At 71.0% G+C, this 26,381-nt stretch carries 25 protein-coding genes; 16 read left to right on the forward strand and 9 right to left on the reverse strand.

The genetic code is table 11. The features are described 5' to 3' along the window. Positions 1 to 79: 79 nt before the first annotated feature. On the reverse strand, positions 80 to 796 hold the full coding sequence (locus ACWCP8_RS21585; protein WP_451117529.1) for a cupin domain-containing protein: 717 nt from the start codon (positions 794 to 796) through the stop codon (positions 80 to 82). Positions 797 to 1,036: 240 nt separating this feature from the next. Here ACWCP8_RS21585 and ACWCP8_RS21590 point away from each other — a divergent pair, with 240 nt between their 5' ends. The 4 genes from ACWCP8_RS21590 to ACWCP8_RS21605 all read left to right on the forward strand — a co-directional run bounded on the left by ACWCP8_RS21590 (position 1,037) and on the right by ACWCP8_RS21605 (position 4,908). Further along, positions 1,037 to 2,125: a WD40/YVTN/BNR-like repeat-containing protein gene (locus ACWCP8_RS21590; RefSeq protein WP_451117531.1), complete on the forward strand. Its 1,089-nt coding sequence runs from the start codon at positions 1,037 to 1,039 to the stop codon at positions 2,123 to 2,125. Between the two features lie 34 nt (positions 2,126 to 2,159). After that, a complete protein-coding gene (locus tag ACWCP8_RS21595) occupies positions 2,160 to 2,837 on the forward strand; it encodes a uracil-DNA glycosylase (RefSeq protein ID WP_352268171.1) in 678 nt (225 codons plus the stop codon). Beyond that, on the forward strand, positions 2,834 to 3,865 hold the full coding sequence (locus tag ACWCP8_RS21600; RefSeq protein ID WP_352268172.1) for an N-acetylglucosamine kinase: 1,032 nt from the start codon (positions 2,834 to 2,836) through the stop codon (positions 3,863 to 3,865). Before ACWCP8_RS21595 ends, ACWCP8_RS21600 begins: the two co-directional genes overlap by 4 nt. Before the next feature lie 119 nt (positions 3,866 to 3,984). Continuing rightward, positions 3,985 to 4,908 (forward strand): sirohydrochlorin chelatase, encoded by a 924-nt coding sequence (locus ACWCP8_RS21605; RefSeq protein WP_352268173.1) that lies wholly within the window; start codon positions 3,985 to 3,987, stop codon positions 4,906 to 4,908. Positions 4,909 to 5,035: 127 nt separating this feature from the next. Here the strand turns inward: ACWCP8_RS21605 and ACWCP8_RS21610 are convergent, their stop codons facing one another. Continuing rightward, on the reverse strand, positions 5,036 to 6,103 hold the full coding sequence (locus tag ACWCP8_RS21610) for a lactonase family protein (RefSeq protein ID WP_451117533.1): 1,068 nt from the start codon (positions 6,101 to 6,103) through the stop codon (positions 5,036 to 5,038). Positions 6,104 to 6,237: 134 nt separating this feature from the next. After that, positions 6,238 to 7,752 (reverse strand): FUSC family protein, encoded by a 1,515-nt coding sequence (locus ACWCP8_RS21615; RefSeq protein WP_352268175.1) that lies wholly within the window; start codon positions 7,750 to 7,752, stop codon positions 6,238 to 6,240. A 993-nt stretch (positions 7,753 to 8,745) separates the two neighbouring features. On the opposite strand from ACWCP8_RS21615, the gene ACWCP8_RS21620 reads away from it, so the two are divergent. From ACWCP8_RS21620 to ACWCP8_RS21630, 3 genes are all read left to right on the forward strand, one after another. Beyond that, a complete protein-coding gene (locus ACWCP8_RS21620) occupies positions 8,746 to 10,176 on the forward strand; it encodes an APC family permease (RefSeq protein WP_352268177.1) in 1,431 nt (476 codons plus the stop codon). A gap of 86 nt (positions 10,177 to 10,262) precedes the next feature. Continuing rightward, positions 10,263 to 10,748: an Lrp/AsnC family transcriptional regulator gene (locus ACWCP8_RS21625; protein ID WP_451117536.1), complete on the forward strand. Its 486-nt coding sequence runs from the start codon at positions 10,263 to 10,265 to the stop codon at positions 10,746 to 10,748. 25 nt (positions 10,749 to 10,773) lie between these two features. Continuing rightward, positions 10,774 to 10,980 (forward strand): hypothetical protein, encoded by a 207-nt coding sequence (locus ACWCP8_RS21630; protein WP_352268179.1) that lies wholly within the window; start codon positions 10,774 to 10,776, stop codon positions 10,978 to 10,980. A 15-nt stretch (positions 10,981 to 10,995) separates the two neighbouring features. Here the strand turns inward: ACWCP8_RS21630 and ACWCP8_RS21635 are convergent, their stop codons facing one another. Together ACWCP8_RS21635 and ACWCP8_RS21640 are read right to left on the reverse strand one after the other, a co-directional pair. After that, complete coding sequence (locus ACWCP8_RS21635) at positions 10,996 to 11,169, reverse strand: hypothetical protein (RefSeq protein WP_352268239.1); 174 nt, start codon at positions 11,167 to 11,169, stop codon at positions 10,996 to 10,998. Beyond that, entirely contained in the window at positions 11,144 to 11,656 is a 513-nt protein-coding gene (locus tag ACWCP8_RS21640; protein WP_451117665.1) for a hypothetical protein, read from the reverse strand. Before ACWCP8_RS21640 ends, ACWCP8_RS21635 begins: the two co-directional genes overlap by 26 nt. A 617-nt stretch (positions 11,657 to 12,273) precedes the next feature. On the opposite strand from ACWCP8_RS21640, the gene ACWCP8_RS21645 reads away from it, so the two are divergent. The 6 genes from ACWCP8_RS21645 to lepB all read left to right on the forward strand — a co-directional run bounded on the left by ACWCP8_RS21645 (position 12,274) and on the right by lepB (position 20,165). Beyond that, positions 12,274 to 12,501, forward strand: coding sequence for a type A2 lantipeptide (locus tag ACWCP8_RS21645; RefSeq protein ID WP_267006546.1), 228 nt, complete (start codon positions 12,274 to 12,276; stop codon positions 12,499 to 12,501). Positions 12,502 to 12,574: 73 nt separating this feature from the next. Beyond that, a complete protein-coding gene (locus ACWCP8_RS21650; RefSeq protein ID WP_352268180.1) occupies positions 12,575 to 13,381 on the forward strand; it encodes an HlyD family efflux transporter periplasmic adaptor subunit in 807 nt (268 codons plus the stop codon). Further along, the gene (locus tag ACWCP8_RS21655) at positions 13,378 to 15,657 is read left to right on the forward strand and encodes an NHLP family bacteriocin export ABC transporter peptidase/permease/ATPase subunit (protein ID WP_451117539.1); all 2,280 of its coding nucleotides are present in this window, start codon (positions 13,378 to 13,380) and stop codon (positions 15,655 to 15,657) included. The genes ACWCP8_RS21650 and ACWCP8_RS21655 overlap by 4 nt, the downstream gene beginning before the upstream one ends. Position 15,658: 1 nt before the next feature. Then, a complete protein-coding gene (locus ACWCP8_RS21660) occupies positions 15,659 to 18,529 on the forward strand; it encodes an NHLP bacteriocin export ABC transporter permease/ATPase subunit (RefSeq protein WP_451117541.1) in 2,871 nt (956 codons plus the stop codon). A gap of 223 nt (positions 18,530 to 18,752) precedes the next feature. Then, on the forward strand, positions 18,753 to 19,388 hold the full coding sequence (locus tag ACWCP8_RS21665) for a hypothetical protein (RefSeq protein ID WP_451117543.1): 636 nt from the start codon (positions 18,753 to 18,755) through the stop codon (positions 19,386 to 19,388). A 159-nt stretch (positions 19,389 to 19,547) separates the two neighbouring features. Beyond that, positions 19,548 to 20,165 (forward strand): signal peptidase I, encoded by a 618-nt coding sequence (lepB, locus tag ACWCP8_RS21670; RefSeq protein ID WP_451117544.1) that lies wholly within the window; start codon positions 19,548 to 19,550, stop codon positions 20,163 to 20,165. Between the two features lie 48 nt (positions 20,166 to 20,213). On the opposite strand, the gene ACWCP8_RS21675 is transcribed toward lepB, so the two are convergent. The 3 genes from ACWCP8_RS21675 to ACWCP8_RS21685 are packed head-to-tail and all read right to left on the reverse strand — an operon-like array spanning position 20,214 to position 22,817. Next, complete coding sequence (locus tag ACWCP8_RS21675; protein WP_352268187.1) at positions 20,214 to 21,227, reverse strand: NAD(P)/FAD-dependent oxidoreductase; 1,014 nt, start codon at positions 21,225 to 21,227, stop codon at positions 20,214 to 20,216. Then, positions 21,224 to 21,745, reverse strand: a complete 522-nt coding sequence (locus tag ACWCP8_RS21680) for an isoprenylcysteine carboxyl methyltransferase family protein (RefSeq protein ID WP_352268188.1) — start codon at positions 21,743 to 21,745, stop codon at positions 21,224 to 21,226. The genes ACWCP8_RS21675 and ACWCP8_RS21680 overlap by 4 nt, the downstream gene beginning before the upstream one ends. A gap of 7 nt (positions 21,746 to 21,752) precedes the next feature. Then, positions 21,753 to 22,817 carry a type III polyketide synthase gene (locus tag ACWCP8_RS21685; RefSeq protein WP_352268190.1) on the reverse strand — a complete coding sequence of 355 codons (1,065 nt, stop codon included), beginning with the start codon at positions 22,815 to 22,817 and terminating at the stop codon, positions 21,753 to 21,755. Positions 22,818 to 22,859: 42 nt separating this feature from the next. Between ACWCP8_RS21685 and ACWCP8_RS21690 the strand changes: the two genes are divergently transcribed. Together ACWCP8_RS21690 and ACWCP8_RS21695 are read left to right on the forward strand one after the other, a co-directional pair. Beyond that, on the forward strand, positions 22,860 to 23,786 hold the full coding sequence (locus ACWCP8_RS21690; RefSeq protein ID WP_352268191.1) for a UbiA family prenyltransferase: 927 nt from the start codon (positions 22,860 to 22,862) through the stop codon (positions 23,784 to 23,786). Positions 23,787 to 23,879: 93 nt separating this feature from the next. Beyond that, positions 23,880 to 24,275 (forward strand): nitroreductase family deazaflavin-dependent oxidoreductase, encoded by a 396-nt coding sequence (locus ACWCP8_RS21695; RefSeq protein WP_356001668.1) that lies wholly within the window; start codon positions 23,880 to 23,882, stop codon positions 24,273 to 24,275. A gap of 31 nt (positions 24,276 to 24,306) precedes the next feature. Here ACWCP8_RS21695 and ACWCP8_RS21700 read toward each other — a convergent pair whose 3' ends face one another. Next, on the reverse strand, positions 24,307 to 25,299 hold the full coding sequence (locus ACWCP8_RS21700; protein WP_352268193.1) for an aldo/keto reductase: 993 nt from the start codon (positions 25,297 to 25,299) through the stop codon (positions 24,307 to 24,309). A gap of 137 nt (positions 25,300 to 25,436) precedes the next feature. Between ACWCP8_RS21700 and ACWCP8_RS21705 the strand changes: the two genes are divergently transcribed. Further along, entirely contained in the window at positions 25,437 to 26,312 is an 876-nt protein-coding gene (locus ACWCP8_RS21705) for a metallophosphoesterase family protein (RefSeq protein ID WP_352268194.1), read from the forward strand. The last annotated feature ends 69 nt before the right edge of the window (positions 26,313 to 26,381 follow it).

Genomic DNA, 26,381 nt, shown 5'->3' on the forward strand with positions numbered 1-26,381 from the left:
GCCATGGAGCACCGCAGAGCGCCCACCAGCTGTGGGTCGCACCCGGTGAGCACGGCCTGAGCCGCCGCCCGCCGTGGACTCAGCCGCCGTAGACATCGAGACGGCCGCACATCCCGAACTTTCCGTACGCCGACGGATGTTCGGCGTGCACACAGGCACGGGCGAGATGGCCGCTGTCCCCCTGCGCCAGGGAGTCCAGCTGTTCACCGGTTGCCCGGGATGCGGCGGCGGCGCCCTGTTCCCAGCGCCCCCGCCAGTCGTCCGTCCGATGCTTCACGAGCGCGGCGGCCGCCCGGTGGAAGGCGGCGAGCGGCTCGGGGTCGCCGGCCTCGGTGGCGCGGCGCAGCGCGAGAAAGCCCTCGACGGCGAGATCGCGGCGGGCGCGGGCGGCGCGTTCCTGTTCCGGCTCTGCCGCGTCTGCGCGGAGTGCGGCCGCCGCGCGGTAGGTGTCGGCGTCCGTCAGGTACCGGGGCGGAAGGGTGAGAACGGCGTCCCCGGCTTCGGGCAGTCCGCTGTTCTGCATGAGGACGACGATGCGCAGGGCGTCGTCGTTCACGAGGCGGTGGATCGTGCCGGGGGTGAACCACACCAGGGACCCGGCGGCCAGGGGCGTCCGCCGGAAGCCGGACGTGGTGAGGGTCTGCACGGAGCCGGCTCCGCCGACCACCACATACCCCTCGGAACAGGTCAGGTGGAGGTGGGGCGTGCCCCCGCGCAGCCCGTCCTCGGTGGGCCAGTCGTAGACCCGGAGGTGGGAGACGGCCACGGCGCCGGGCAGTCCTTCGAAGGTCACCACGGGTGCTCCTGGATCCGGATCGACGGCGGGGCAAGCGCTTTCTACCGCACGCTACGGCCCGCTCCGGACGGTGGTCAAGACGGCCCGTGCGGGTGCGGCCGCATCTCCCCTGCTGGAGGTCCACCCTTCGCCCGCCACCCCCGTCCGACCTGCACAGACATCGTCTCTGCACACCACTGTCAGTGGCCGGGTGCAGACTGGCCCGTGTCCGCGACAAAGGCGTTTCGGAAGGGGTCGGTCATGACCGACGTACTGCTCACTGTGGGAACCCGTAAGGGACTTTTCATCGGCCGAAGGCGTGGTGGCGCCTGGGAGTTCGGCGCTCCGCACTTCAATGCGCAGGCGATCTACTCGATCGCCATCGACACCCGCGGCCCGGTGCCCCGGCTGCTGGTCGGAGGGGACAGTGCGCACTGGGGGCCGTCGGTGTTCCACTCCGACGACCTGGGCGCGACATGGGTCGAGCCGCAGCAACCGGCGGTGAAATTCCCGCCTTTCACCGGTGCCTCGCTGGAGCGGGTCTGGCAGCTGCACCCGGCGGGGGCCGAGGCGCCCGACGTCGTGTACGCGGGGACGGAGCCGGCCGCGCTCTTCCGTTCGGAGGACCGCGGAGAGTCGTTCGAGCTGGTCCGCCCGCTGTGGGAGCATCCGACGCGTTCGAAGTGGGTGCCGGGCGGGGGCGGCGAGGGGCTCCACACGATCCTGACCCATCCGAGGGATGCGCGGGACGTGACCGTCGCGGTCTCCACGGCCGGGGTGTTCCGCACCAGGGACGGCGGTGCGAGCTGGGCCCCGTCGAACAAGGGGGTGTCGGCGGTCTTCCTGCCGGATCCGAACCCGGAGTTCGGTCAGTGCGTCCACAAGGTCGCCCGGGACGCGGTCGATCCGGACCGGCTCTATCTGCAGAACCACTGGGGTGTGTTCCGCAGCGACGACTCCGGGGACAGCTGGACGGACATCGGCGAGGGGCTGCCGTCCGACTTCGGCTTCGCCGCTGCGGCCCACCCGCACCGGGCGCGGACGGCGTACATCTTCCCGATCAACGCCGACGCCGACCGCGTCCCGGCCGAGCACCGCTGCCGGGTGTTCCGCACGAGCGACGCCGGCAACAGCTGGGAGCCGCTGTCCGCCGGACTGCCCGAAGAGACGCATTACGGCACGGTGCTGCGTGACGCGCTCTGTACGGACAACGCCGACCCGGCCGGGGTCTACTTCGGCAACCGCAACGGTGAGGTGTACGCGAGCAGGGACGACGGGGACAGCTGGGAACAGCTCGCCTCGCATCTGCCGGACGTTCTCTGCGTTCGGGCGACGGCCATCGGCGGTTGATCGGTCCGGTCGTATGAGCAGTAGAGTGCGGCCCGTGGCAGCAAGACCGTTGAAAGAGATCATCGAGCCGGGCTGGGCTCAGGCCCTGGAACCCGTGGCCGAACGCATCGCCGCAATGGGCGACTTCCTGCGCGCGGAGATCGCCGCGGGGCGAACCTACCTGCCCGCGGGGCCGAATGTGCTGCGGGCGTTCCAGCAGCCCTTCGACGAGGTGCGGGTCCTGATCGTCGGTCAGGACCCCTACCCGACGCCGGGACATGCGGTGGGGCTGAGCTTCTCGGTGGCACCTGATGTGCGGCCGCTGCCGGGCAGCCTGGAGAACATCTACCGGGAGCTGCACACGGATCTGGGACTGCCCCGACCGTCCAACGGCGACCTGACGCCCTGGACCCGGCAGGGGGTGCTGCTGCTCAACAGGGCGCTGACCACGGCGCCCCGTCGGCCCGCGGCGCACCGCGGCAAGGGCTGGGAGGAAGTGACCGAGCAGGCGATCCGGGCGCTGGTGGCGCGGGGCACACCGCTGGTGTCGATCCTGTGGGGGCGTGACGCCCGGAATCTGCTGCCGTTGCTGGGCGACTTCCCGGCCATCGAGTCCTCGCATCCCTCCCCCATGTCCGCGGACCGCGGGTTCTTCGGCTCCCGGCCGTTCAGCCGGGCCAATGAACTGCTGGAGCGCCAGGGAGCGCAACCGGTCGACTGGCGGCTGCCGTGACCGCCGCCGCGGGGCCGTACGTCCTCGGGGTGGACTCGGGCGGTTCGGGGTTGCGGGTGGCGCTCGGTGTGGTCGGGGCCGCGAAGCCGGTGGCCACGGTGGTCTGCGCCGCACCGGTGCGTACCGGACCGGCCGGGATCGATGCCGGACACCTGCTGGAACAGCTGCTTCCCGCCACTCGGGAGCTGCGTGCCCAGGCAGGCGAGCAGGAGCAGGCCGCCGAGGGCGCCACCATCGCCGCCGTGGCGATCGGCGCCGCCGGCATGGCGACGCTGGGGGACCAGCTGCGCGCCGAGCTTCCAGGGGCCCTGGAGAGCGCGCTCGGGGTACGACTGCTGGCGCTGGCCGCCGATGCGGTGACCGCGTACGCCGGAGCGGTCGGACAGCGGCCGGGGGCGGTCGTCGCCGGCGGCACGGGCATGATCGCGCTGGGCACGGATCTGACGAGCTGGCGCCGGGCCGACGGCTGGGGTCACCTGCTGGGCGACAGCGGCGGCGGCGCCTGGATCGGCCGGGCCGGCCTCGATGCCGCCATGCGCGCACATGACGGGAGGCGCGGCGGATCGGCCGCGCTGCTGGCCCGGCTGGAAGCGGTGTTCGGTCCGGCGGCGGATCTGCCCGGCATGCTCTATCCGCGTTCCGACCGGCCCGCGCTGCTGGCCTCGTTCGCCCCCGAGGTCGCCGCGTGCGCCGGGGACGATCCGGTCGCCGCGGGCATCCTGCGGGACGCCGCCGGACATATCGCGGAGGCGGCCGCGGCGGTGTGCCCGCAGCGCGGGTCGGACGACGAGCCGTGCGAAGTGGCCCTGACGGGCGGCTTGTTCCGGATGGGCGACCCGCTCCTCGTACCGCTGCGCGAAGAACTCGCCCGACAACTGCCGCAGGCGCGGACGGTCCCCGGTTCGGGTGATCCGCTGACAGGTTCGCTACGCATCGCCGAGGGGCTGGCCACTGGTGATCTGCGGCTGCCGCTGCACCCGACGATGCTGTGCGTACCCGCCTACGGGCCTGGACAGGAGGGGCGGTAAGGACCGACAGAACAGGGCAGTTGGCCGGTAAGCCATTCATCGGATAAAAGCGGACAGATAACGCCCGATTGGGCCCTCCCCGAACAGCGGGGCACCCAAAACCAGTAGCATGCGGCGCCATGAGCACCCCCACTGGGCCCGCTTCCGGCCTGCCTGTACGAATGCCGCGACCTCGCCAGTCCGGACGGCACCGCCGCCCGGAGCCCGTGGTCGCACCCGAGGGCGCTGCCGCGCTCGTTCTTGCCGTTCCCGGCACCCCCTCCGCGGCCACCCGCAGCCTGGCCGAAGAGGTCATCAGCATTGCCCGGTCCGAGCTGCCCGGTCTCAATGCACGGATCGGTTATCTCGACGGCGACGACGCCGAATACCCCACGCTCGCCTCCGTGCTCGCGCACGCTGCCGCCGAGCGCATCGCGCGCTACGAGCAGGCGAAGGCCGCAGGCCGTGAGGTCGCCGAGCCCGAGGGCCCGGCCGCCGTCGTGGTGCCGCTGCTCGCGGGACCGGACAGCGCCCTGATCCGGCGGATACGCCAAGCCGTCATGGACAGCCGCGCGCAGGTCGAGCTGACCGATGTGCTCGGTCCGCACCCGCTGCTGGCCGAGGCACTGCACGTACGCCTCTCCGAGGCCGGTCTGGCCCGCGCCGACCGCGCCAGGCTGTTCACCGTGGCCACGGCCGCCGACGGCATCGTGCTGGCCACCGTGGGTGGCGAGGAGGCCGTGCAGGCCGCCGGGATCACCGGCATGCTGCTGGCTGCCCGGCTCGCGGTGCCGGTGATGGCCGCGGCCCTCGATGTCGAGGGTTCGGTCGCGTCGATCGCCGAGCAGCTGACGGGCTCCGGTTCGGTGCAGCTGGCCCTGGCGCCGTACCTGGTGGGTCCCGAGATCACGGAGGGGCTGCTGGAGGCCGCCGCGAAGGAGGCGGGCTGCGCGACGGCCGAGCCGCTCGGTGCGTACCCGGCGATCGGCAAGCTCGTGCTGTCGATGTACATGGCGGCGCTGGGCATCGCCCCTGGAACGCCGCAGGGGGCCCAGGCCTTCTGACCTGGCAGGCACAGAGCAGCGGGGGCCTGTACCGGAGGATTCGACCGGTACGGGCCCCGCTGTGTGATGTGTGGACGCGTGCTCTGTGACGTGTACTGCGCGCTGCTCGGTCGGCGGTCCGTCCGCCTCAGCCGAAGACGACGCAGGAGGCCGCTGGCGCCGTCAGGGAGCCCCTGTGGCACGGGATGCCGGTCGTCGCGTCGACGGCGAACCAGCTGACGTTGCCGGCCCGCTCATTGGCCGCGTACAGCCACTGGCCTGTGGGGTCGAGGGCCAGGTCGCGCGGCCAGTGGCCACCGCAGCACACGTTCGTGACCAGGGACGCCTTCTCGCCCGATGCGTCGAGTGCGAGGACGGCGATGCTGTCGTGCCCCCGGTTGGCGGTCCAGAGGAACCGTCCGTCGTACGAGACGACCACCGCGGACGGGTAGACGACGGCCTCGGGGTCGGCGACCACGTCCTCGGGCACGACGGCCGTCTCGGCGACCGGTTCGAGGACTCCGGTGGCCGGGTCCCAGCGGCAGACGGTGACGGTCGGTTCGAGCTCGTTCAGGACGTAGGCGTGCGCGCCCGCGGGGTGGAAGGCCAGATGCCGCGGTCCGGTGCCCGGCCGCAGCGCGGTCTCGCCGTGCACCCGCAGCGACCCGCTGCTCGGGTCGAGGGCGCAGATCCGTATGGAGTCGGTCCCGAGGTCCACGCTCAGCACCCAGTTCCCCGACGGGTCGGGCTGCACCTGGTGGGCGTGCGGGGCGTGCTGGCGGTCGGTGCGCGGACCGCTGCCCTTGTGCTGGAGCACGGAAGCGGCGGCGCCCAGTGATCCGTCTGCGCGCACCGGGAGGGCGGTGACACTGCCGGAGCCGTAGTTGGCGGTGATCAGATGGCCGCCGGCGATTGCCAGATGCGTGGGGCCGTCGCCCTCCACGGGCCGTATCTCACCGAGGGGCTGCGGCACATCGCCGGTGATGTCGAGCGCGGCGGCCGCGCCGCTCTCGGTCTCACTGACCGCGTAGAGGGTGGTGGAGCCGGATCCGCGGCCGGGCCCCAGGACGAGATACGAGGGATCGGGGACGGCTTCCGTCGCGCCGAGGACGGTCAGCGCCCCGGTCTCCCCGTCCACGGCGGCGACGGTGACTCCCCGCCCGCCCGCCGACGTGAACGACCCGATGAATGCCCGTCCGGCACCGTTGCTGCTCACCGCTGCTGCCCCTCTCCGCCGACTGATCGCCACGGTCCGGGCCGCCGCGATCTTCCGGGGCGACGGTAGCAGTGCACCCTCTGCGGTCTAGACCAGGGCGGTGACGTCATCGACCGCCTCCGCGGAGCCGCAGGTCAGGCGGGGACGAGCGGGGACCGCGGCGAGGTGTGCAGGGGTGCGGCCAGCTCCGTGAGGGCCCCCTCCAGGGCGTGCAGATGCGTGAGCGCGGCCTCCGTGCCGGGGTGGTGGTGCGGCGCCTGCGCGGGCGCGGCAAGCAGTTCCGTACGGACCGGACGGGGCTGCGCCAGAGCCAGCACCGCGGCCTCGACCCGGCGGCAGGCGGCGTCGAGCCGGGCGTCGTGCGAGGCGTCCGGGTCGGCGGCCACCGCGGCGAGGCCGCGCACCTCACGTGCGCAGAGGTCGAGCAGTACGAGGACCTGCCGGGCGCGCGCCTTGCGGGCCCGCAGCGGGTTGAGGGGATGCACCAGCGGGGCCAGCGAGAGCCGGACCCGGCCGAGCAGCGCCTCCAGTTCGGTCACACGCGGGGCAGGGTCGGCGGTCGGGGAGCCGGCGAGGCGCGCGGCGGCCTCGGCGGTACACGCGTGCACGCAGCGCAGCGCCCGCTGGATCCAGGCATCGGTGGTCGCGTGGAGGCTGACGGGCAGCACGAGGACGACGGCGAGAGCCGCTCCGAGAGCTCCGGCCCCGGTCTCCGTGAGCCGCAGGACGAGGAGTCCCGGGTTCAGTACACCGAGCAGCCCGTAGAGCAGTCCGGCCATCACGGTCACGAAGAAGACCATCCAGCTGTAGGAGACAGCGGCGGTGTAGAAGATCCCGAAGACGCAGAGGGCGACGAGGACGGCGGTGAGAGCCGTGTCTCCGTGCAGCGGGACGGCGACCAGCAGCCCGACGGCGATGCCGACCACCGTGCCGAGGACCCGGCGGAAGCCGCGGACCAGTGTCTCGCCCCGCGAGGCGGTGTTCACGAAAATCCACCAGACGGTGCCGACGGCCCAGTACCAGCGGTCCGTGGAGAGAAGCTGTCCGACGCCCAGTGCGAAGGCAGCGGCAGCGGTCGCCTGGATCGCCTGACGCGTGGTCGTGCGGGCCAGACCGCTGCCGCCGTGAAGCGCGGGTACGACAGGCACCGGCAGTCGCCGCTCGTAGCACCAGAGACCGAAGCGGACCGTCGATGAGGTGACGAGGGAGAGCGCGACAGCGGCGTACAGCTCGGGCAGCCGGCCCGGAACGGCATGCAGGAACTGCGCCATAAAGAACGCCATGAACGCGAAGATCCCGAGGGCATGGCCGCGCGGCCCCCAGCGGCGCGCGTACACCCCGGCGCACACGACGGCGAGGAACGCCAGATCGCGCGCGAGCGGGTAGTCGTGCAGCGCCGTCGCCAGCGCCAGCGCCGGAAAGCCGACGAGGGGCAGCAGCGAGGTGGTGAGCGCCTGATCCCTGACCCTGGCGTCGGTGACGGTGAAGAGTGCGAGCAGTGCGGCGAGGCCGCCGGCGACGGCCGCGGGAAGCGAGTGCGAGGCGAGGCCCGAGAAGGTCACGGCGAGGCCGATACCGACGACGGCCCGGGTCGCGTTGCGCAGCCGCAGCCGTCCCGGGTCCGGAGCCACCAACATCCGCTTCAGCACCGCTTGGCTCTCCCCACTATGTCCTGGCATGAAAAAGGCGCCGCGGGATCCGCAGCGCCATCGACTGGGTTCATGACAGCATCCGAACACCATCCGGCTCAAGTCGTGCCGATCCGCCTGTGCCATTGGCACAGCCTGCTTTCCATTTGATGTGCCAATGGAACACCAATGGACCATATCGGCCCGGGACTCTCCCATCTCTGACCCACGGAGCCGAGTAGCCGCTGCCCTCTCTGGGCCTCCGCTTCTTCGCGATCGACCGGTCACCGGGCTACGGCCGGGCCGCCCGTCCGGGCCGTCAGGCTGCGACGACGTACGTGCGGGGAGGGACCGCCGGCGATCCCGTGGGCGGCCGACAGCGTCCCTGAACCAGGGAGTGGCCGCTCATGCCCCTTTGTGCGTGGTGGCTCGCGCCCGACTGCGCCCCCCGCACGCGGGGGCGGCAGCCGAACGGTCTGCGTGGCTGCGGCCGGGCGGCGCCGGTGGGCCGGGCGCTCCGCCGCGACCGACGCGGCGAGCGCCCCGCGAAGACAGCCGTAGCGCTCACGGCGGCGAGCCTGCCGCACACGGTCCGGGGCGATGCCGTCGAACCGGGCCCCGACGCCCGCCCGTCCCCCCAAGGCAAAAACCACGCAACGTGACCGGTAACACTCTGCGATTCCCGTCGCGACCGAACCGCTGATCATCTCCACCACCGCACCCCACGCATCGCAGGCAATTACGCCGAGAAACCTCGCATTCAAAGGCCGCAAGTGCGAAAGTGGCGCCGATTTCACCAGTCGTCAACACGGCGTCAATAAGACCTCAATCAACGAATACCGCCAGCAGTAGGCCGTAGCACAACGAATTCCGAAGGTAATTGACGGTTGACGTGACGGATCCCACAGGTTTCGATAACGCGCCGGGAGCAGACGAAACCAACATCGCAGCAAGCCACGGAGGCGATAGCGCTCCCGCCGTCACCCGTCACACCCAGTCGATCGGAACCGCTCCATGACCGACATGCTCAGCCAGCCCGTCACCTCCGCCGCACCAGCGGCAACCGATCCCAGCGGCCAGGACGGCCCGCGCGCCCTCAAGCGTTCCATCGGCGTCGTCGGCGGAACCCTGCTCACCCTGTCCTGCGTGACGCCCGCCTCCACGCTCTTCGTCGTCGTGCCCGACCTGTTCGGCGACCTCGGGACCGCCACCGCCCTCACCATCGCGATCGGCTCGCTGCTCTGTATCGCCGTGGCGTTCTGCTACTCGGAGCTGGGCACGCTGATCCCCAGCGCGGGCGGCGAGTACGCCATGGTCACCACCCTGACCGGCCGGCTCGCCGGCTGGCTGGTGTTCGTGCTGTCGCTGCTGGTCGTGATGATCGTGCCGCCGGTGATCGCCATGGGCACGGCGGACTACCTCGCTCCCCTGGTCCATGTACCGGCGGAGGCCGCCGGCGCCGGGGTGATGGTGCTCGCCACCCTGGCCGGACTGCTGGACCTGCGTGCCAACGCCTGGATCACCGGCGTCTTCCTGGTGCTCGAAGTGATCGCGGCGGCCGTGGTGGCGGTGCTCGGCTTCGCCCACACCGAGCGCGGCGCCGGCAGCCTGGTGCACGGTGTGGTCGCGAGCGACGGCGGAGCGTCCCGCCCGGTCACCGCGATGCTGGTGGTCTCGGGTCTCGCCATCGCGCTCTTCATCACCCAGGGCTTCTCCACCGCCGTCTATCTCTCCGAGGAGCTGGAGGACCCCCGGCGCAACGTCGCCCGTACCGTCCTCGCCACCCTCGCCATTTCGACCGCCGTCATCCTCGTCCCGGTGGTGGCGATCACCATGGGTGCGCCCGACCTCGCGGCGCTCACGTCGGGCGACATCGGCCGGATGGTCACCACATGGAGCAACTCGGCGGTCGGCACGTTCGTGAGCCTGTGCGTCGCACTCGCGATCATCAACGCGGGCATCGTCATGGTCATCCAGAACTCCCGCGTGCTGTTCGCGTCGGCCCGCGACAAGGCGTGGCCCGAGCCGGTCAACAACGCCCTCGCCCGCCTCGGCCGCTTCGGTTCGCCGTGGGTCGCCACGCTGGTGGTGGGGGTCCCGGGCGCGGCGCTGTGCTTCGTCAACCTCGACACCCTGTACGGCGTGACCGGCGTCTCCGTGACGGGCATGTACCTGCTGGTCGCAGTCGCCGCGCTGGCAGCCCGCCGCGCCTCCCACAAGGACCTGCCCGCCTGGCGGATGCCGCTGTGGCCGGCGATGCCGGTGGCGCTGATCGCCGTACTCGTCTACATCCTCAGCCAGCAGGAGGCCCAGTACCTGCTGTGGACCGGCGGCATCACGGCGGCGGCCACCCTTTACTGGGCGTTCTACCTCCGCCCTCGCAAGGACACCCGCTGGCTGGTCACCCTCCCCGAGGACGCACTCCCCGAGAACACCCGACTCTGAGGCGAGTGGCACACCGGATGGTGCGACGGTGCGCCATGGGTACAGTCGGAGCCCGTACCGACCGACCGGGAAGGGGCCATCGGACCATGGCGGTGGACGCACTGGACACCCGCATCCTGCGGCTGCTCATCGAGCAACCGCGGACCAGCGTGCGTGAGTACGCGCGGATCCTCTCCATCGCCCGGGGCACCCTCCAGGCCCGGATCGACCGGCTGGAGCGCAACGGCGTGATCACCGGTACGGGTCCGGTCCTCTCCCCCGCCGCGCTCGGCCACCCGGTGCTCGCCTTCGTCCATCTGGAGGTCACCCAAGGGCATCTGGACGAGGTGGGCGAGGCCCTCGCCGCCGTCCCGGAGATCATCGAGGCCTTCTCGACCACCGGTGGCGGGGACCTGCTGACCCGGGTCGTGGCCCGTGACAACGGGCACTTGGAGGATGTGATCCAGCAGCTGATCCAGCTGCCCGGTGTGGTCAGGACCCGTACCGAGGTGGCCCTGCGCGAGCGGGTGCCGCACCGGCTGCTGCCACTGGTCGAATCGGTGGGCCGGGCCGCGGCCGGCCCGACGGGCTGATCAGCGGCTACGCATGCCGGGTGCCATGAGCACTCGGCGCACCTCGGCCCCCTCGGTCCTCTTCGATCCGGACGGCACTCCCGTGGACAGCGAGGGATCGAGTCTCCCGTCGACGACGTCTACGGCCGCCGATCCTGTGTTCACGGCGGCTGCCCTGCTCTTCCCCGGTGGGCAGAGCGAGTTCACGGTTCAGGCCTCGTACGACCGGCAGGCCGGAGCTCGGCCTTCTTGATCTTTCCGGTGGCGGTCATCGGGAAGCTGTCGAGGAGCTCGATCCCGGGAACCTTGTACGGCGCCATCGCGCCGGCCGCCCGGGCATTGGCGGTGAGCGCGCTGAGGTGGAGACGGACGGGCCGCGGACGACGATCTCGCCGGGTTCACCGCGAGACAGAGGCTCACCGGTGGCGAAGTAGACGACCATGAGGTCGGTTCCGGGCACGGGCAGTCCGCAGAAGTCCGACCGCGCCCGCACCACCCGATACGAAAACCGTCTCTCCGGCCCTGAGTTCGGCACCTCGGGTCAGCATCGCGTATGCCATCGGCCCCTGCGAGAGGTGGGCCACCGGATCGGGGAGCGTATCGCCGAGTGGGGTGCACGCTCCGACCGGCACCACGGCGTACTCCCGCCGGCCGAGCCGGTGCGACACCGGCTCGCCCACGCGCGGACCCTCCGCGTCGGAAGCGGCCGCCACCACCTCGCCGACGGCCATCCTGAACAGCGGGTCCCCGGGCTGCGCATCGGGGAAGGGGGCGTCTTCCACCCCGCCGCCGACGACCGGACGGAGTCCGGGAAACACCAGGAAATACCGGTTACGGACCAGCACTTCGCCCTCGCCCGGCTGCGGCAGAGGTGTCCGGAGAACCCGGAATTGCTCCGGTCGCGGAAGACTGTCCGGAACGGCGAGCAGCTGGACTTCTCACGACGTGCGGGGCAGGGACGCCATGGGTGATGCGGCAGTCATGGGCGAACTCCTCGCCATCGGGGCCCGCTCGGGCGTGAGGGATCGGGGCCCGGTCGGACCGGACGGCCGAAGGGCTCAGTGACGCCAAACCCTCATCCGCACGTCAAGGGCAAGCCCCGATGCCGAGTCCGCTGCAGGCTCTCCGAATGCCGTCGTACCACCCCGCATCGATCGGGACGTATCCGAAGCAGCGCTCCTACCTGCTGTTTTCGCCTCCCAGCTCACCTTCCGTAAACCTGCACACCTCATGCTCAGACCGGTCACCCCCGCCCATCGGGACGCCCTGGTCCGGATCAGCCGCAGGGGGGTTTGAACACGAGTGTCCCAGTTGAAGTAAATGGACTTTCAAGTAAAGAGAATTCAGACGGTGAAGCTTGTGAAGAAGCCGCCGTCGACTCATGAACACATCTGCACGCAGCGCTAATTCATTGCACGAAGAACCCCTGATCAGCACCGGTCCGATTAGCTGAGCATGGCGTCAACGTGCTTTGATCCTGCCCAATGCGGCAGCCACACCAAGGGGTTACCGCTATGAATTATCAAGCTGAAAGGCAGCCCCCAACATGAACCACACCCCCCAGGTCGAGACCCTCGAGATTTCCGACAACGACCTCGACAACGTGTCCGGCGGCCTCGTCGGCGGCCTGCTCGGCAACGTCACGGGCACCGTCGACGCCGTGGCCCCGGTCTCCGGCGTCGTGGGCTCGGTCACCGGCCTCGCCACCTCGACCACCGGCGTGAACACCGGTGCCGTCAGCGGCCTGGCCACCGGTCTCATCGCCGGTCTCTGAGACGGCGCGTGAGCCCCGGAACCTCATGGTTCCGGGGCTCACTGCTCACACCTGACAGCAAGGGAAGAGTTCCGTGCAGTTCCGCCAACAGGCCCTTTCCAAGCTGCAGTCGCCGGAGGAACTCGACCTGCCGGTACGTTTCGCGCGCCCGCAGGGCCGGCTCGCCCTCGGCATCACCGTGCTGGTCATGGCCGCCGCGGGCTTCTGGGCGGTGACCGGATCCGTCTCCTCCACGCTCCGGGCGCCCGGCATCTTCACTCACGCGCAGGGCAGTTACATCCTGCAGAGCCCGGTTGCGGGCCAGGTCACCGCCGTACTCGCCAAGGAAGGCGAGACCCTGCCCGCCGACACACCGCTGCTCAAGGTCCGTACCGCACAGGGCGACCGGGTCGTCCGCACGATCGCCGCAGGACGGGTGACCGCCCTGACGGCCTCGATCGGAGCGGTGGTCACCACCGGTGCCGACGTAGCGAGTGTGGAACGGACCCGTGGCGCCGACGATCCCCTGATGGTGATGCTCTATGTGCCCGGCGAGAGCGGGCCGGGCATTGCGGTGGGCGCCTCCGTGGATCTCACCGCCCAGTCGGTGCCGGCCCAGAAGTACGGTGTGCTGCGCGGCCGTGTGGCCGCGGTCGGCAGGACTTCACAGACACCCCGGCAGATCAGTGGCTTTCTCGGCGACGGCCAGCTGGGCGAGCAGTTCTCGCAGTACGGCAGGCCGGTGGCGGTCCTGGTGCGGCTCGACCGGTCGTCCGCCACGGAGTCCGGCTACCGGTGGTCGTCGGCCCAGGGGCCTCCGTACACGATCGACTCCATGACCCTGGCCACCGGCGCCATCCACCTGGCCGACCAGCGTCCGATCGATTGGCTGCTCCCGTGACCGCACCGCACACCTCTCCCTCCGCACCGCAGCTCCCGCCTCCCGGCCGCGGCCGGCACCGGCCGGACAACGCATCGGGCAGCAGGCGCCGTTCGGCTCCGCGGCCGGCACCGAAGGGCAAGAAGGCCAGGACCGTACGCAGCCCCACCGTTCTCCAGATGGAGGCACTGGAGTGCGGTGCCGCCTCGCTGGCCATGGTGCTCGGTCACTACGGCCGCCATGTGCCGCTGGAGGAGCTGCGCATCGCCTGCGGCGTCTCGCGCGACGGATCGCGTGCCAGCAATGTGCTGAAGGCCGCGCGCAGTTACGGGCTGCAGGCCAAGGGCATGCAGATGGAACCGGCGGCCCTCGCCGAGGTGCAGGCACCGGCCATCCTCTTCTGGGAGTTCAATCACTACGTCGTGTACGACGGCATGGGCCGCCGCTTCGGACGGCGTGGCGTGCACATCAACGACCCGGACAAGGGCCGCCGTTTCGTGACGGCCGAGGATTTCGACACCAGCTTCACCGGTGTCGTTCTGGTCCTCGAGCCCGGCGAGGGGTTCCGCCGCGGAGGCAGGAAGCCCGGGATCATGGGCGCCCTGCCGGCGCGGCTGCGCGGCACCTCGGGCACGATGCTGGCCGCGCTGCTCGCGAGCCTGCTGCTGGTGGCCGTCGGCGCGACGCTGCCTGCACTGAGCCGCGCGTACATCGACATGTTCCTGATCGGCGATCAGACCTCGTTGCTGAGTGTCCTGTTCGCGGCCATGGCCACCATGGTGGCGCTCACCGTCGTGCTGACCTGGCTGCAGCAGGCAAACCTGCTGCGCGGTCGCATCATCTCCTCCACGCTCAGCAGTGCCCGGTTCTTCCGGCATCTGCTCAGGCTGCCGGTCACCTTCTTCTCCCAGCGCAGCCCCGCCGATCTCGTCCAGCGACTGCAGTCCAACGATGTCGTGGCCGAGACCCTGGCCCGCGACCTCACGGCCGTCGGCGTGGACGGAGTCGTCGTTCTGCTCTATGCAGCCCTGCTGTGGATCTACGACCCGCAGTTGACGGTCATCGGCGTGGGGCTGGCGCTGCTCAATGTGGTGGCGATGCGCATCGTCGTGCGCCTGCGGGCCACCCGTGCCCAGAAGCTGCGGGCCGACAGCGCCAGGCTGACCAACACCTCGTACACCGGGCTGCAGCTGATCGAGACGATGAAGGCCACCGGCGGCGAGAACGGATACTTCCGCCGCTGGGCGGGGCAGCACGCGACCACGCTGGAGGAGCAGCAGCGCCTCGGTGTGCCGAGCGCCTGGCTGGGTGTGGTCGCCCCCGCGCTTGCGACCCTCAACAGCGCCCTGATTCTGTGGATCGGAGGGCTGCGGGCCGTCGACGGCCACATTTCGATCGGGCTGCTCGTTGCGTTCCAGGCGCTGGTGACCCGTTTCACGGCTCCGGTCGCACGGCTCAACTCGGTGGCGGGCCGGGTGCAGGACTTCGCTGCCGATGTGGCCCGCCTCAAGGACGTCGAGAATTTCCCGGTGGACTCGCTGTACTCGCGCCCCGAACCGGCTGCGAGCACGCGCAGGCTCAAGGGCCATGTGACCCTGGAAGAGATCACCTTCGGCTACAACCCACTGGACAAGCCGCTGCTCACCGGCTTCTCGCTGTCCGTCGGACCGGGACAGCAGGTGGCGCTGGTCGGTGGATCCGGGAGCGGCAAGTCGACGGTCTCCCGGCTGATCTCGGGGCTCTACAGCCCGTGGGAGGGCACGATCCGGGTGGACGGGCAACGTCTGGAGGACATTTCCCGCACTGCGCTGGCCGCCTCGGTCTCCTTCGTCGACCAGGACATCTTCCTCTTCGAGGGCACCGTGCGGGACAACGTGGCGTTGTGGGACCCGTCGGTCCCGGACGACGCCGTCGTCGCCGCCCTGGAGGACGCCGCCCTGTACGAGGTCGTCGCCCGGCGCCCCGGCGGGATTCACAGCCGGGTGGAGCAGGACGGCCGCAACTTCTCCGGCGGGCAACGGCAGCGTCTGGAGATCGCCCGGGCGCTTGTCCGCCGGCCGAGCATCCTCGTTCTCGACGAGGTGACCAGCGCCCTGGACGCGGAGACCGAGCAGATCATCATCGACAATCTGCGGCGGCGCGGCTGCGCCTGTGTCGTGATCGCGCACCGGCTGAGCACGGTCCGTGACAGCGACGAGATCGTGGTCCTCGACCACGGCTCCGTCGTGGAACGGGGCCGGCACGAGGACCTGGTCACTGCCGGAGGTCCGTACGCCGAGTTGGTCAAGGAGCACTGAGGTGACATCCGTTCACCATCTCGCGGGCGCGGGCTCGCACCCGTCCCCCGCAGAGCACGACGCCGTCGTCGGCGCCCTGGGAGGGCTCGGCGAACAGGTCGACTGCCACGGTCTGCGCAGGCTTTCGCTGGAGGGGCCGCAGGTGCTGTGGCTCGTCGTGGCCGGCGCCCTGGACCTGTTCGCGGTCGACGCGGCGGAACAGGGCCACTGGCACTTCCTCGGCCGGCTGGAACCCGGGACGCTGCTGCTGGGGCCCGTCGAGGGACCGCGGCACACACTGATCGGCAGGCCCCTGCAGGAGTGCGTGCTGCGCCGCATCCCGCTGCGTGAGCTGTACCGGCCGGAGAACGCGGATGCCGCGGCGTACGACGGTCAGTACCGCAGCTGGTACGACACCGGGGACACGGCTCTGAGCCTGCTGGAACACGCCGTGGCACTCGGCGTCGGCCGCAGTCGGCGGGTACTGTTCGAAGCACCGCTGGACGGCCGGACCACCGTCGACGAGACGGTGGCCGACGACGACATCCTGTGGCTTCCGGTGTCCCCCGGCAGCATGCAGTACGGCGCCGCGTACAGCGCGGAGGCGGCAGGCGACCTGCTCATCGACGGCGCGATGTGGCAGGCCATGGTGAGCCAGCAGTACCGGCTGCTGTCCGCGCTGGACCGTTGGATCGAGCGGCTGGAGCTCGCGCACGAGGACCGCACGGCAGCCGGCATCAAGGCGGGCGAAGACGTCCGCGACGAGGCCGACCGGACGCTGCTCTCCTCCATCGGTCGTTCCCGGAGAGCCTCTTCGCGTGCGGCGGGCGCAAGCGACGACGCGACGTACGCCGCGTGCCGGCTCGTGGCCGAGGCGGCCGGGATCACGCTCTCGGAGCCGTCGAGGAGCGGTGTGGTGAGCGACCGGATCGATCCGGTCGAGCGTGTCGCGGTCGGCTCGCGGATCCGTACGCGCCCGGTCCGGCTCGACCGCCGCTGGTGGCGGGAGAACACCGGGCCCCTGGTGGGACACCGGGCCGCGAGCGGAGCGCCGGTCGCCCTGCTGTGGCGCCGCGGCGGGTACGAGGCGGTGAACCCGGTGACCGGCCGGCGCACCCGCGTCGACGCAGCCAATGCGGAAGAGTTCGAACAGCGAGCGGTCATGTTCTACCGCCCGCTGCCGGAGCGGCCGATGGGCAAGTGGCAGCTGCTGCGGTTCAGCCTGCGCGGTACCCGGACCGACATGCGCAACCTGGCGCTGGCAGGAGTGGTGACGGTCGCCCTCGGCGCGCTGGTGCCGATCGCGACGGGACAGGTGCTCGGGGTCTACGTACCCAACGCCGAGAACAGCCTCATCGTGCAGGTCTCGCTGGCCATCATCGTCACGAGCATCGTCTCGGCCGTCTTCATGCTGATGCAGAACCTCACCATCCTGCGCATGGAGGGGCGCATCGAGAGCACTCTCCAACCTGCGGTGTGGGACCGGTTGTTGCGTCTGCCGACCAAGTTCTTCACCGAGCGTTCCACGGGTGAGCTGGCGAGCGCGGCGATGGGCATCAGCGCCATCCGCCGGGTACTGTCCGGCATCGGCCCGGTCGCTGTGCAGGCGGGCACGGTCGGGGCGATGAACCTCGTCCTCCTGTTCTGTTTCAGCGTCCCGCTGGCGTGTACGGCGATCGCGATGCTGATCGTCATAGCCGCGGTGTTCCTCACCATGGGGCTGTGGGAGCTGCGGTGGCAGCGCCGGCTGGTCGAGCTCAGCAACAAGCTCAACAACCAGGCGTTCCAGACACTGCGCGGGCTGCCCAAACTGCGGGTCGCCGCGGCGGAGAGCTTCGCGTACGCGGCGTGGGCGAGGGAGTTCGCCCGCAGCCGCGAACTGCAGCAGCGCGCGGGCCGGATCAAGAATCTGACGACCGTCCTGAACGCGGTCTATCTGCCGCTGTGTTCACTGGTCATGTTCGTTCTGCTGGCGGGCCCGGCTCGCGGGTCGATGTCGGCCGGCGCGTTCTTGACCTTCAACACGTCCGTGACCATGCTGCTGACGTCCATCACCCAGCTCACGGGTGCGTTCGTCTCCGCTGCGGCGGCGCTGCCCATGTTCGAGCAGATCAAGCCGGTGCTCGACGAGGCCCCCGAGGTGCGCGGCGCCAGCACTCAGCCGGGCGTCCTGTCCGGGGAGATCGAGGCGCGCAATCTCTCCTTCCGATACACCGACGACGGTCCGCTGGTCCTCGACGACGTGTCCCTGCAGGTGCGCCCCGGCGAGTTCGTGGCAATCGTCGGCCCCAGCGGCTGCGGCAAGTCGACGCTGCTGAGGCTGCTCATCGGCTTCGACAAGCCGGTGTCGGGCAGTGTGCTGTACGACGGCCAGGACCTGGCCTCCCTCGACCAGGCGGCCGTGCGCCGCAGCTGCGGGGTCGTCCTGCAGAACGCCCAGCCCTTCACCGGATCGATCCTGGACTGTATCTGCGGCGCCGAGGTCTTCACCCAGGAAGAGGCGTGGGAGGCCGCCGCGATGGCGGGTCTGGCCGAGGACATCAAGCGCATGCCGATGGGTCTGCACACCATGATCGCCGGTGGCGGCTCCATCTCCGGCGGCCAGCGCCAGCGCCTGATGATCGCTCAGGCACTGGTGCGGCGTCCGCGCATCCTGTTCTTCGACGAGGCCACCAGTGCGCTCGACAACGAGACACAGCGCATCGTGATCGAGAGCACCCGCTCGCTGAACGCCACGCGCATCGTGATCGCCCATCGGCTCTCCACGGTCCTGGACGCCGACCGGGTGATCGTCATGTCGAACGGCCGTGTCGTCCAGCAAGGACCGCCCGCCGAACTTCTCGCGGACACCAACGGCCGGCTCCACGAGCTGGTCCGGCGTCAGATGCGCTGAACGGGCGTGTCGGGGATCGGGAGTCGTCGGGCGCGGTCGCGATCGGCAGGCCTGGTCGCACACGGCCTGAGGGGGACGGGGCCCAGGTCCGCTCGGATTGCGCCCGACCCTGGCCGGCTGCGCCCGATCCTGGCGAGCTCTTGACGCCGACCGGCTGCGTCTTCACGCATTCCTGATTCCCAGCTGCCGGGCGACCGTCAGACATGCGTCAGGAGATACGGCCATGGCGTCAGCGCTTCGTCAAGACGCGCTGACCGGCCGCCTCGCCCTCCTTAGTCTCGGTGCCATGGAACGACGCATCAGCCGCGCAGTGCCCGACGCGCTCATCGGCCACCGCGGCCGCGTCCTGTCTCCCCCGGGCACGACGGCGTACGACGAGGACTGGGCCGGGGACGTGCGCTTCGCAGCCGGCTGTGCCGCCTCGCTCCTGGGGGGCCTGCTGGCGGTCGACGCGGCCGTCGGCCGGCTCACCTGGCTGCGCCTCCTGCTGTGGACGGTCCTCGCCACGGCCCTGTGCGTGGTCCTGGCGCCGCCACGGGTCTGCGCGGGCGTCGGGTGGTTCTCCTCACGCAGCCTGCTGCACGCCCGTACGGTGCGTACGGACCGGCTGGTCTCCGTCCGCTGGTCCGACGGCGTCTCGCAACGTCTGGTTCTCCGCGACGCCGACGGCTGCCGGGTCGAGGTCGACCCACGGGTGTTCGTCGCCAACCCGGCACTGTGGCACCGGCTGGACCAGGACGCCCGCGCCAGCGTGGAGCGCGGGACACTGCTCCGCGGGGCGACAGCGCTGCGGCAACTCGGAGACCGTATCGACCGCCGGACGGCCCGAACCGTGTTTCAGGTCTCCGGCTTGGAGTAACGGCGTCCCGGCCCAGCCGCCTCTCGACCCGAACCCGCTGCGATCCCGCCGGGAGGGACCCTCTACGGTGTCGCTGCAGCCACCTGGGTGGGGTGAGTGGTCATGAGGGGAGATCGGCCGATGCGGCGCGCTGGGCGTGGGTTGTTGATCACGGGGGCTGTGCTTGCCGTGCTGGGGATCGTGCTGGCAACGGGCGCACTTTGGACCGTCCGCAGCGACTACACGACGGTCATCCCCTCCGGCGGGTCGATGGAGCCCACATACGCTCCGGGCGACCGGATTGTCATCGCGAAGACGTCCGGCGCGAAAATACGGCGGGGTGATGTGGTGCTCTTCGGGCTGCCGGACCGGTTCGAGGGCAAGCCGGTGCTGAAGCGCGTCATCGGTCTGGGGGGCGACCATGTGGTTTTCGACGGCACACGCCTGACCGTCAACGACGCCCCGCTCAAGGAGCCCTATCTGAAGGACGGAGAGGTCGACGGCGGGCACGGACCGTACGACGTGAAGGTACCGGCCGGGCGGATGTTCCTTCTCGGCGACCACCGCGCGAACTCCAACGACTCGCGCTACTTCGCGAGCGAGGATTCCGGGACCGTACCCGTGACGGCCGTGCGCGGCCGGGTGCTCGACGACGCCACCGCGCCGGTGCTGCTGGGACTGAGCATGTTGCTCGGCGTGGTGCTTGCCCTCGCGGGTGCCGTCTGTACGTTGGTCGGCTGGCTGACGCGGCGGCGCCGGGCGGCTGCACCCCCGCTGATCGCACAGCCCCTGGCGTAACCCGTCGCGACAGGCCGTCCGGTACGGGTGGACGCTGCCGGACCGCGCTCAGGCCAGCTGGTTGACCAGAGTGGTGAAGGCCGTGGGGAGACGGCTCGCGGCCGGGACGATGCGGCGCGCCAGTCGTGGGTGCTGCCGGGCCAGGAGCAGCGACTCGGTGAGCAGGCGGTGGCGACGGGAGACCTTGCGCCACGCCCGCTCGTACGCCTGCGGCCGGTCGTCCCGGACGCAGCGCACCAGTTGAGCGGCTCCGGCGAGGGCCAGCGAGACTCCTTCACCGGTCAGGGCGTCGATGTATCCGGCGGCGTCCCCCACCAGCAGGACCCGCCCCGCCACGCGGGAGCCGACCCGTTGGCGCAGCGGTCCGGCGCCGCGCACCGGCGTGGTGGCGCTCGCGGACAGCTGCCGGGCCAGGACGGGGAAGCGGGCCAAGTGGCCGTCGAACGGGCCGCGTTCCGTGGTCAGGACGGCGACGCCGACCAGGCGTGGGCCCAGCGGCGTGACATAGGCCTCGGCCCGTGGTGACCAGTGCACCTCGACGCAGTCCGTCCAGGGCTCGATCGCGAAGTGGCGGCGCAGCCCGAACCTCGGGAGGCGTGGGTCCGGCAGGTCCAGGCCGAGTTGGCGTCTGATCGGTGAGTGCAGGCCGTCGGCGGCGGCCAGGTAGCGGGCGGTGACACCTGCCGCGTACACGCTGTCGGCGCTCTGGCGGACGCTGCCCGACCGCACGGGGATCACCCGCACGCCGAGTTCTGCGGCGCGGCGGGCCAGGGCGGTCTGCAGTTCGGTGCGCCGGACACCGCGACCGGGGCCGGGTGCGAAGAGGGCTTCTGCCCGGTGGCGGTCGTCGAGGTAGCGGATCCCGCGCAGCGGGTGTCCGGCGACCGTGACGCCGAGTCCGGCCAGAGCGTTCACGGCGCCCGGCATGAGTCCCTCGCCGCAGGCCTTGTCGATCGGGGTGGGGCGCGGTTCGGCGACCACCGCTTCGAGCCCGGCCTCGGCGGCGTGGATCGCGGTGGCGAGGCCGGCGGGTCCGCCGCCGACGACCAGCAGGTCGATCACGGCGCCGCCGGTGCGGCCCCGGCGAGGGCGGTGTTCTCGCACCGTACGCGGGTCGCCAGGAGCGGCAGGTCGAGCAGGGTGAAGACGGTCGCGGTGAGCCAGTTGGTGTGGACGAGTGGCAGTGCGAGGCCCTCGACGATCACGGCGACGTAGTTGGGGTGGCTCAGCCACCGGTACGGTCCGGCGGTGACAAGCGGCAGGTCCGGCACCACGATGACGCGGGTGTTCCAGCGCGGGCCCAGCGTGGTGATGCACCACCAGCGCAGGCCCTGGGCGCCCAGGGCCAGGGCGAGCATCGGCCAGCCGAGTGCAGGCAGGAAGGGGCGGCCGCCGAGCCAGGTCTCCGCCAGGCAGCCGGCCAGCAGTCCGGTGTGGAGGGCGACCATGACGGGGTAGTGGCCCCGCCCGTACTCCGCCGCGCCGTGGCGCCGGCTCCAGGCGGCATTGCGTCGGGCGGTGACGAGTTCGGCGAGGCGCTCGACGGCGACCAGGAGGACGAGGACGGTGTAAGGGATCACGGGGCGGCTACCAGCGGAGCAGGACGAGTTCGGTGCAGAAGCCGGGCCCCATCGCGAGGAGGAGTCCCGGAGTTCCGGGCTGTGGTGAGCGCAGCGCCAGGGTGTCCCTGAGGACATGCAGGACGGAGGCGGAGGACAGATTGCCGACCTCGGCCAGCGAACGCCAGGCCAGTTCCAGTGCGCGGGCGGGCAGATCCAGCGTCTCGCGTACGGCTTCGAGCACCTGGGGGCCGCCCGGGTGGCAGACCCAGGCCGTCACATCCTGCGTCTTGAGGTCGTGGTCGGAGAGGAAGGAGTGCACCTCGTCGCCCAGGGTCTCGCGTACCAGATTCGGGAGGTCGGCGCCGAGGACGATCCGGAAGCCCTGGTCACCGATGTCCCAGCCCAGCGCGCGTTCGGTGCCGGGGTAGAGGCTGCTGCGGGTCGCGACCACCACGGGCCCGGACTGTTCCTGACGCTGCGGATGGTCCCGGCCGACCGCGAGGACCGCAGCGGCGCCGTCACCGAACAGTGCGCCCGCCACCAGGCTCGGCACGGATGTGTCGGTACGTTGCAGGGTCAGCGAACAGAGTTCGACGGAGAGCAGCAGCGCGGCCTGGCCCGGGTGGCCCTCGAGGTAGTCGTGGAGCCGGGCAAGGCCGGCGGCCCCGGCCACGCAGCCGAGCCCGAAGATCGGTACGCGTTTCACATCGGACCGCAGCCCGATCCGTCCGGCGAGCCGCGCCTCCAGGGACGGAGCGGCGATTCCGGTGACGGAGGTGGAGATGACCAGATCGATGTCGCCCGGGTCCAGGCCCGACCGGTCCAGGGCGCCGCGTACTGCCTGTTCCCCGAGCTCCAGGGCGACATCGATGAACACGTCGTTGGCCTCGCCGAAACCACTCAGCGCGGCGTACCGTTCCAGGGGCAGGGCCAGATGGCGGCCGCGTACGCCTGCGGACCGGTGCAGGCGTTCCAGCACACCGCGGTCGGCGCCCGGAGGCAGGCACATGTCGGCGAAGGCGTCGGTGATCCCGGACTGCTCGTACCGGTGCGGCGGGAGCACACCATGGATCGCGATGATTCGCGTCATGCCGTCACCATAGGTGCGGAAGAGATGTTTTGATCGAACATCATGAATCAGACTTTTCAGGCGCTCTTCCTGTCGGCCGCCTCGCCCTCGCCGGCGCCTGCACCGACAGAGGCTGCAGCGCGTGCGGGTGGCCCCGGCCTCGGCCGCGGCGCCTTGGCGCTCCTCCTGTCGGCCCACCCGGCCCCCGCGCTCGCCGTGACCGCCCTGATCACCGCTCTGGCCGTCGCAGCGGGGCGCGACGTGTTCGGCAGCTGTCTGGTCGCCCTGGCCGTGCTCACCGGACAGCTCTCCGTCGGCTGGAGCAATGACCGCGTCGACCTCGCGCGGGACACCGCGGCACACCGGCGCGACAAGCCACTCGTGGCGGGCGACGTGCAGGTGCGTAGCGTGTCGGTCGCGGCGTGTGCTGCGCTCGTACTGTGCGCTCCGCTGTCCCTCGCGAACGGCGCGGCGGCGGGCGGCGCACATCTGGTCGGGGTGGCCGCCGCATGGTCGTACAACCTCGGCGTCAAACGGACACGGTGGTCGTGGCTGCCCTACGCGGTGGCCTTCGGACTTCTGCCCGCCTTCCTCACCCTCGCGCTGCCGGGCCGCCCCTGGCCCGCCGCCTGGGTGGTGGCCGCGGGCGCCCTCCTCGGGGTGGGTGCGCACTTCACCAACGTCCTCCCGGACATCGATGCCGACCTGGCCGCGGGCGTCCGGGGCCTGCCCCAGCGTCTGGGCCGGCGCCGGTCCCGTACCGTCGCGGCACTCACGCTGCTGGCGGCCTCGGCCGCCCTCGTTCTCGGCCCGCCCGGACCGCCGGACGCCATGGGCTGGACGGGCCTCGCGGTGACCGGGGCGCTGGCCGTGGTCCTGTGCCTCCCGCTGGGCACCTCCCCCGACAGCCGTCTGCCGTTCCTGGCCACGCTCGGCCTGGCCGGGGCCGATGTTGCGCTGCTGGTCGCGCACGGTACGGCTCTGGGCTGATCCCGCGGCGCCGCCGGATCCTGCACCCTGCCCGGCACCTCGACTAGGTTGACCTCCGGCGAGCGTCACCGGCACCGACGGGGAGAGTCACTCATGTCGCGGTATCACGAGATGAAGTTCCGGGCCGTCACGTCGTTCCAGCGGCGGATCGGCAATCCGATGGTCCGACAGCTGCCGCATCAGACACTTCTGGAAACCACGGGACGCACCTCCGGACTCCCCCGCCGGACGCCGGTCGGCGGACGCCGCGTCGGGAACGAGTTCTGGCTGGTCTCGGAGTACGGCGAGAAGTCGCAGTACGTACGCAACATCCAAGCCGACCCGCGGGTGAGGGTCCGGATCAAGGGACGCTGGCATGCCGGGACCGCCCACCTGGTTCCGCAGGACGACGTCCGCGCACGACTCAGGACGTTGCCGCGCCTCAACAGCGCCGCGGTCCGGGCGGTCGGCACGAACCTGCTGACCGTACGGGTCGATCTCACCGGCTGACCGGGCCGGCCCGGTCAGCCGCGGCTTCCGGCTACCAGCGGTGGTGGACCTCCGCGCGGATCCGACGGTCGTAGAGGTCCCGTACCGCGTCCAGGGTGCTCTGCGGCAACGGCGGAAGCGATGCGGCCGCCGCGTTGGCCCGGGCCTGCTCCACGGAGCGCGCGCCGGGGATGACGCTGGTGACTCCGGGCTGCTGGATGATCCAGCGCAGCGCGGTCTGGGCCGGTGTCGCCCCCTGCGGTGCGAGTTCGGCGAACTCGGCAGCCGCGGCCACCCCGTTCCCGTACTCGATGCCGGAGAAGGTCTCGCCCTGGTCGAACGCCTCGCCATGACGGTTGTACGAGCGGTGGTCCTCGGGCGCGAAGACGGTGTCCTTGGTGTACTTCCCCGAGAGCAGTCCGGAGGCGAGCGGGACCCGCGCGATGATGCCCACACCCGCCGCACGGGCAGCCGGGAGGACTTCGTCGAGCGGCTTGAGACGGAACGGGTTGAGGATGATCTGAACGCTCGCGACGCCGGGGCGGGCGATGGCGGTGAGCGCCTCGGCGCACGTTTCGACGCTCACCGCGTAGGCGGCGATCCGCTGCTCGGCGACAAGGGTGTCGAGCGCGTCGTAGACCTCGTCCGAGGAGTAGACGGCGGTGGGCGGGCAGTGCAGCTGCACGAGGTCGAGCGTGTCGACGCCGAGGTTGGCCCGCGAGCGGTCGTTCCACGCACGGAAGTTTTCGAGGACGTAGTTCTCCGGGACCTGGTCGGCACGCCGCCCCATCTTGGTGGCAACGAACACACCGGCGTCCGGGCGGTCCTTCAGATAGCGGCCGATGAGCTTTTCACTGCGACCGTCCCCGTACACGTCCGCCGTGTCGAAGAAGGTGACGCCCGACTCGACCGCCGCGTCCAGGACACCGAAGGCGTCCGCCTCGTGCACCTCGCCCCAGTCGCCGCCGAGCTGCCAGGTGCCCTGTCCGACGACGGATACGTCCTGTCCGGTCCTGCCGAGTGTGCGCTGTTCCATGGGGATCATGCTACGCCGGTACGCACGGGCCGCCGGGGAGGGCAGGTACACATGGCTGTCCCGAACCACCGCCCCGGTCGAACACCGGTTCCCCGAAAGGCTATCGGCCGCCTCGCGCGGCATGCCGATAGAGTGGCCGCCGGGCGATGCCCACGGAGCGAGGAGTTCTTGCCCTGAACGGACAGCTGCTGGCCGTCAGCGACCTGCACGTCGCGTACGCCGACAACCGTGACATCGTCTCGTCCCTGCGCCCGGGCACCGACGCCGATTGGCTCATCGTCGCAGGTGATGTCGGCGAGAGGATGGCCGACATCGAGCGGGCACTGGCGCTGCTCGGCGAGCGCTTCGCGAAGGTGGTCTGGGTCCCCGGAAACCACGAGCTGTGGACCCACCCGAGCGATCCCGTGAGACTGCGGGGCGAGGCACGCTACCTCCACCTGGTCGAACTCTGCCGAAGCCTGGGCGTCCTCACCCCCGAGGACCCCTATCCGGTGTGGGAGGACGCGGACGGGCCGGTGACCGTCGCCCCCCTCTTCCTGCTGTACGACTACACGTTCCGCGCCCCCGGCGCGACCACCAGGGACGAGTCCCTCGCCATCGCCCACAGGGCCGGGATCGTCTGCGCCGACGAGCACTTCCTCCACCCCGACCCGTACCCGACGCGCGACGACTGGTGCCGGGCGCGGGTACGGGAGACCGAGCTGCGGCTGGCCGGCATCCCCGAGGACCACCGCACGGTCCTGGTGAACCACTACCCGCTGGTGCGTGAACCGACGGACGTACTGCGGCACCCGGAGTTCGCGCAGTGGTGCGGGACGGAGCTCACCCGGGACTGGCATCGCCGCTTCCGTGCCGCGGCCGTGATCTACGGACATCTGCACATCCCACGGGTGACCCATCACGACGGGGTGCGGTTCGAGGAGGTGTCGATCGGCTACCCGCGCGAGTGGCGGGCCCGCCCGCCGCGCGAGCCACTGCGGACGGTCCGGTTGTCGCCACGGCTGTCCGGCGACACCCCCTGAAGCCGACACTCCGTCAGCCTCTGCGCCGTCGCCGGCGGGGCGGACCGACGAGGCGGTCGGCGCACGCCA

Source organism: Streptomyces sp. NPDC002206, from assembly GCF_053593595.1.

Bases quoted from the DNA above. Each gene is read 5' to 3' on its own strand.
- ACWCP8_RS21695 (WP_356001668.1), top strand. From the start codon at position 23,880: ATGTCGCGGTATCACGAGATGAAGTTCCGGGCCGTCACGTCGTTCCAG.
- ACWCP8_RS21625 (WP_451117536.1), top strand. From the start codon at position 10,263: ATGGCGGTGGACGCACTGGACACCCGCATCCTGCGGCTGCTCATCGAG.
- ACWCP8_RS21605 (WP_352268173.1), top strand. From the start codon at position 3,985: ATGAGCACCCCCACTGGGCCCGCTTCCGGCCTGCCTGTACGAATGCCG.
- ACWCP8_RS21630 (WP_352268179.1), top strand. From the start codon at position 10,774: ATGAGCACTCGGCGCACCTCGGCCCCCTCGGTCCTCTTCGATCCGGAC.
- ACWCP8_RS21700 (WP_352268193.1), bottom strand. From the start codon at position 25,299: ATGATCCCCATGGAACAGCGCACACTCGGCAGGACCGGACAGGACGTA.
- ACWCP8_RS21620 (WP_352268177.1), top strand. From the start codon at position 8,746: ATGACCGACATGCTCAGCCAGCCCGTCACCTCCGCCGCACCAGCGGCA.
- ACWCP8_RS21590 (WP_451117531.1), top strand. From the start codon at position 1,037: ATGACCGACGTACTGCTCACTGTGGGAACCCGTAAGGGACTTTTCATC.
- ACWCP8_RS21690 (WP_352268191.1), top strand. From the start codon at position 22,860: ATGAATCAGACTTTTCAGGCGCTCTTCCTGTCGGCCGCCTCGCCCTCG.
- ACWCP8_RS21685 (WP_352268190.1), bottom strand. From the start codon at position 22,817: ATGACGCGAATCATCGCGATCCATGGTGTGCTCCCGCCGCACCGGTAC.
- ACWCP8_RS21645 (WP_267006546.1), top strand. From the start codon at position 12,274: ATGAACCACACCCCCCAGGTCGAGACCCTCGAGATTTCCGACAACGAC.
- ACWCP8_RS21635 (WP_352268239.1), bottom strand. From the start codon at position 11,169: ATGGTCGTCTACTTCGCCACCGGTGAGCCTCTGTCTCGCGGTGAACCC.
- ACWCP8_RS21705 (WP_352268194.1), top strand. From the start codon at position 25,437: ATGCCCACGGAGCGAGGAGTTCTTGCCCTGAACGGACAGCTGCTGGCC.
- ACWCP8_RS21665 (WP_451117543.1), top strand. From the start codon at position 18,753: ATGGCGTCAGCGCTTCGTCAAGACGCGCTGACCGGCCGCCTCGCCCTC.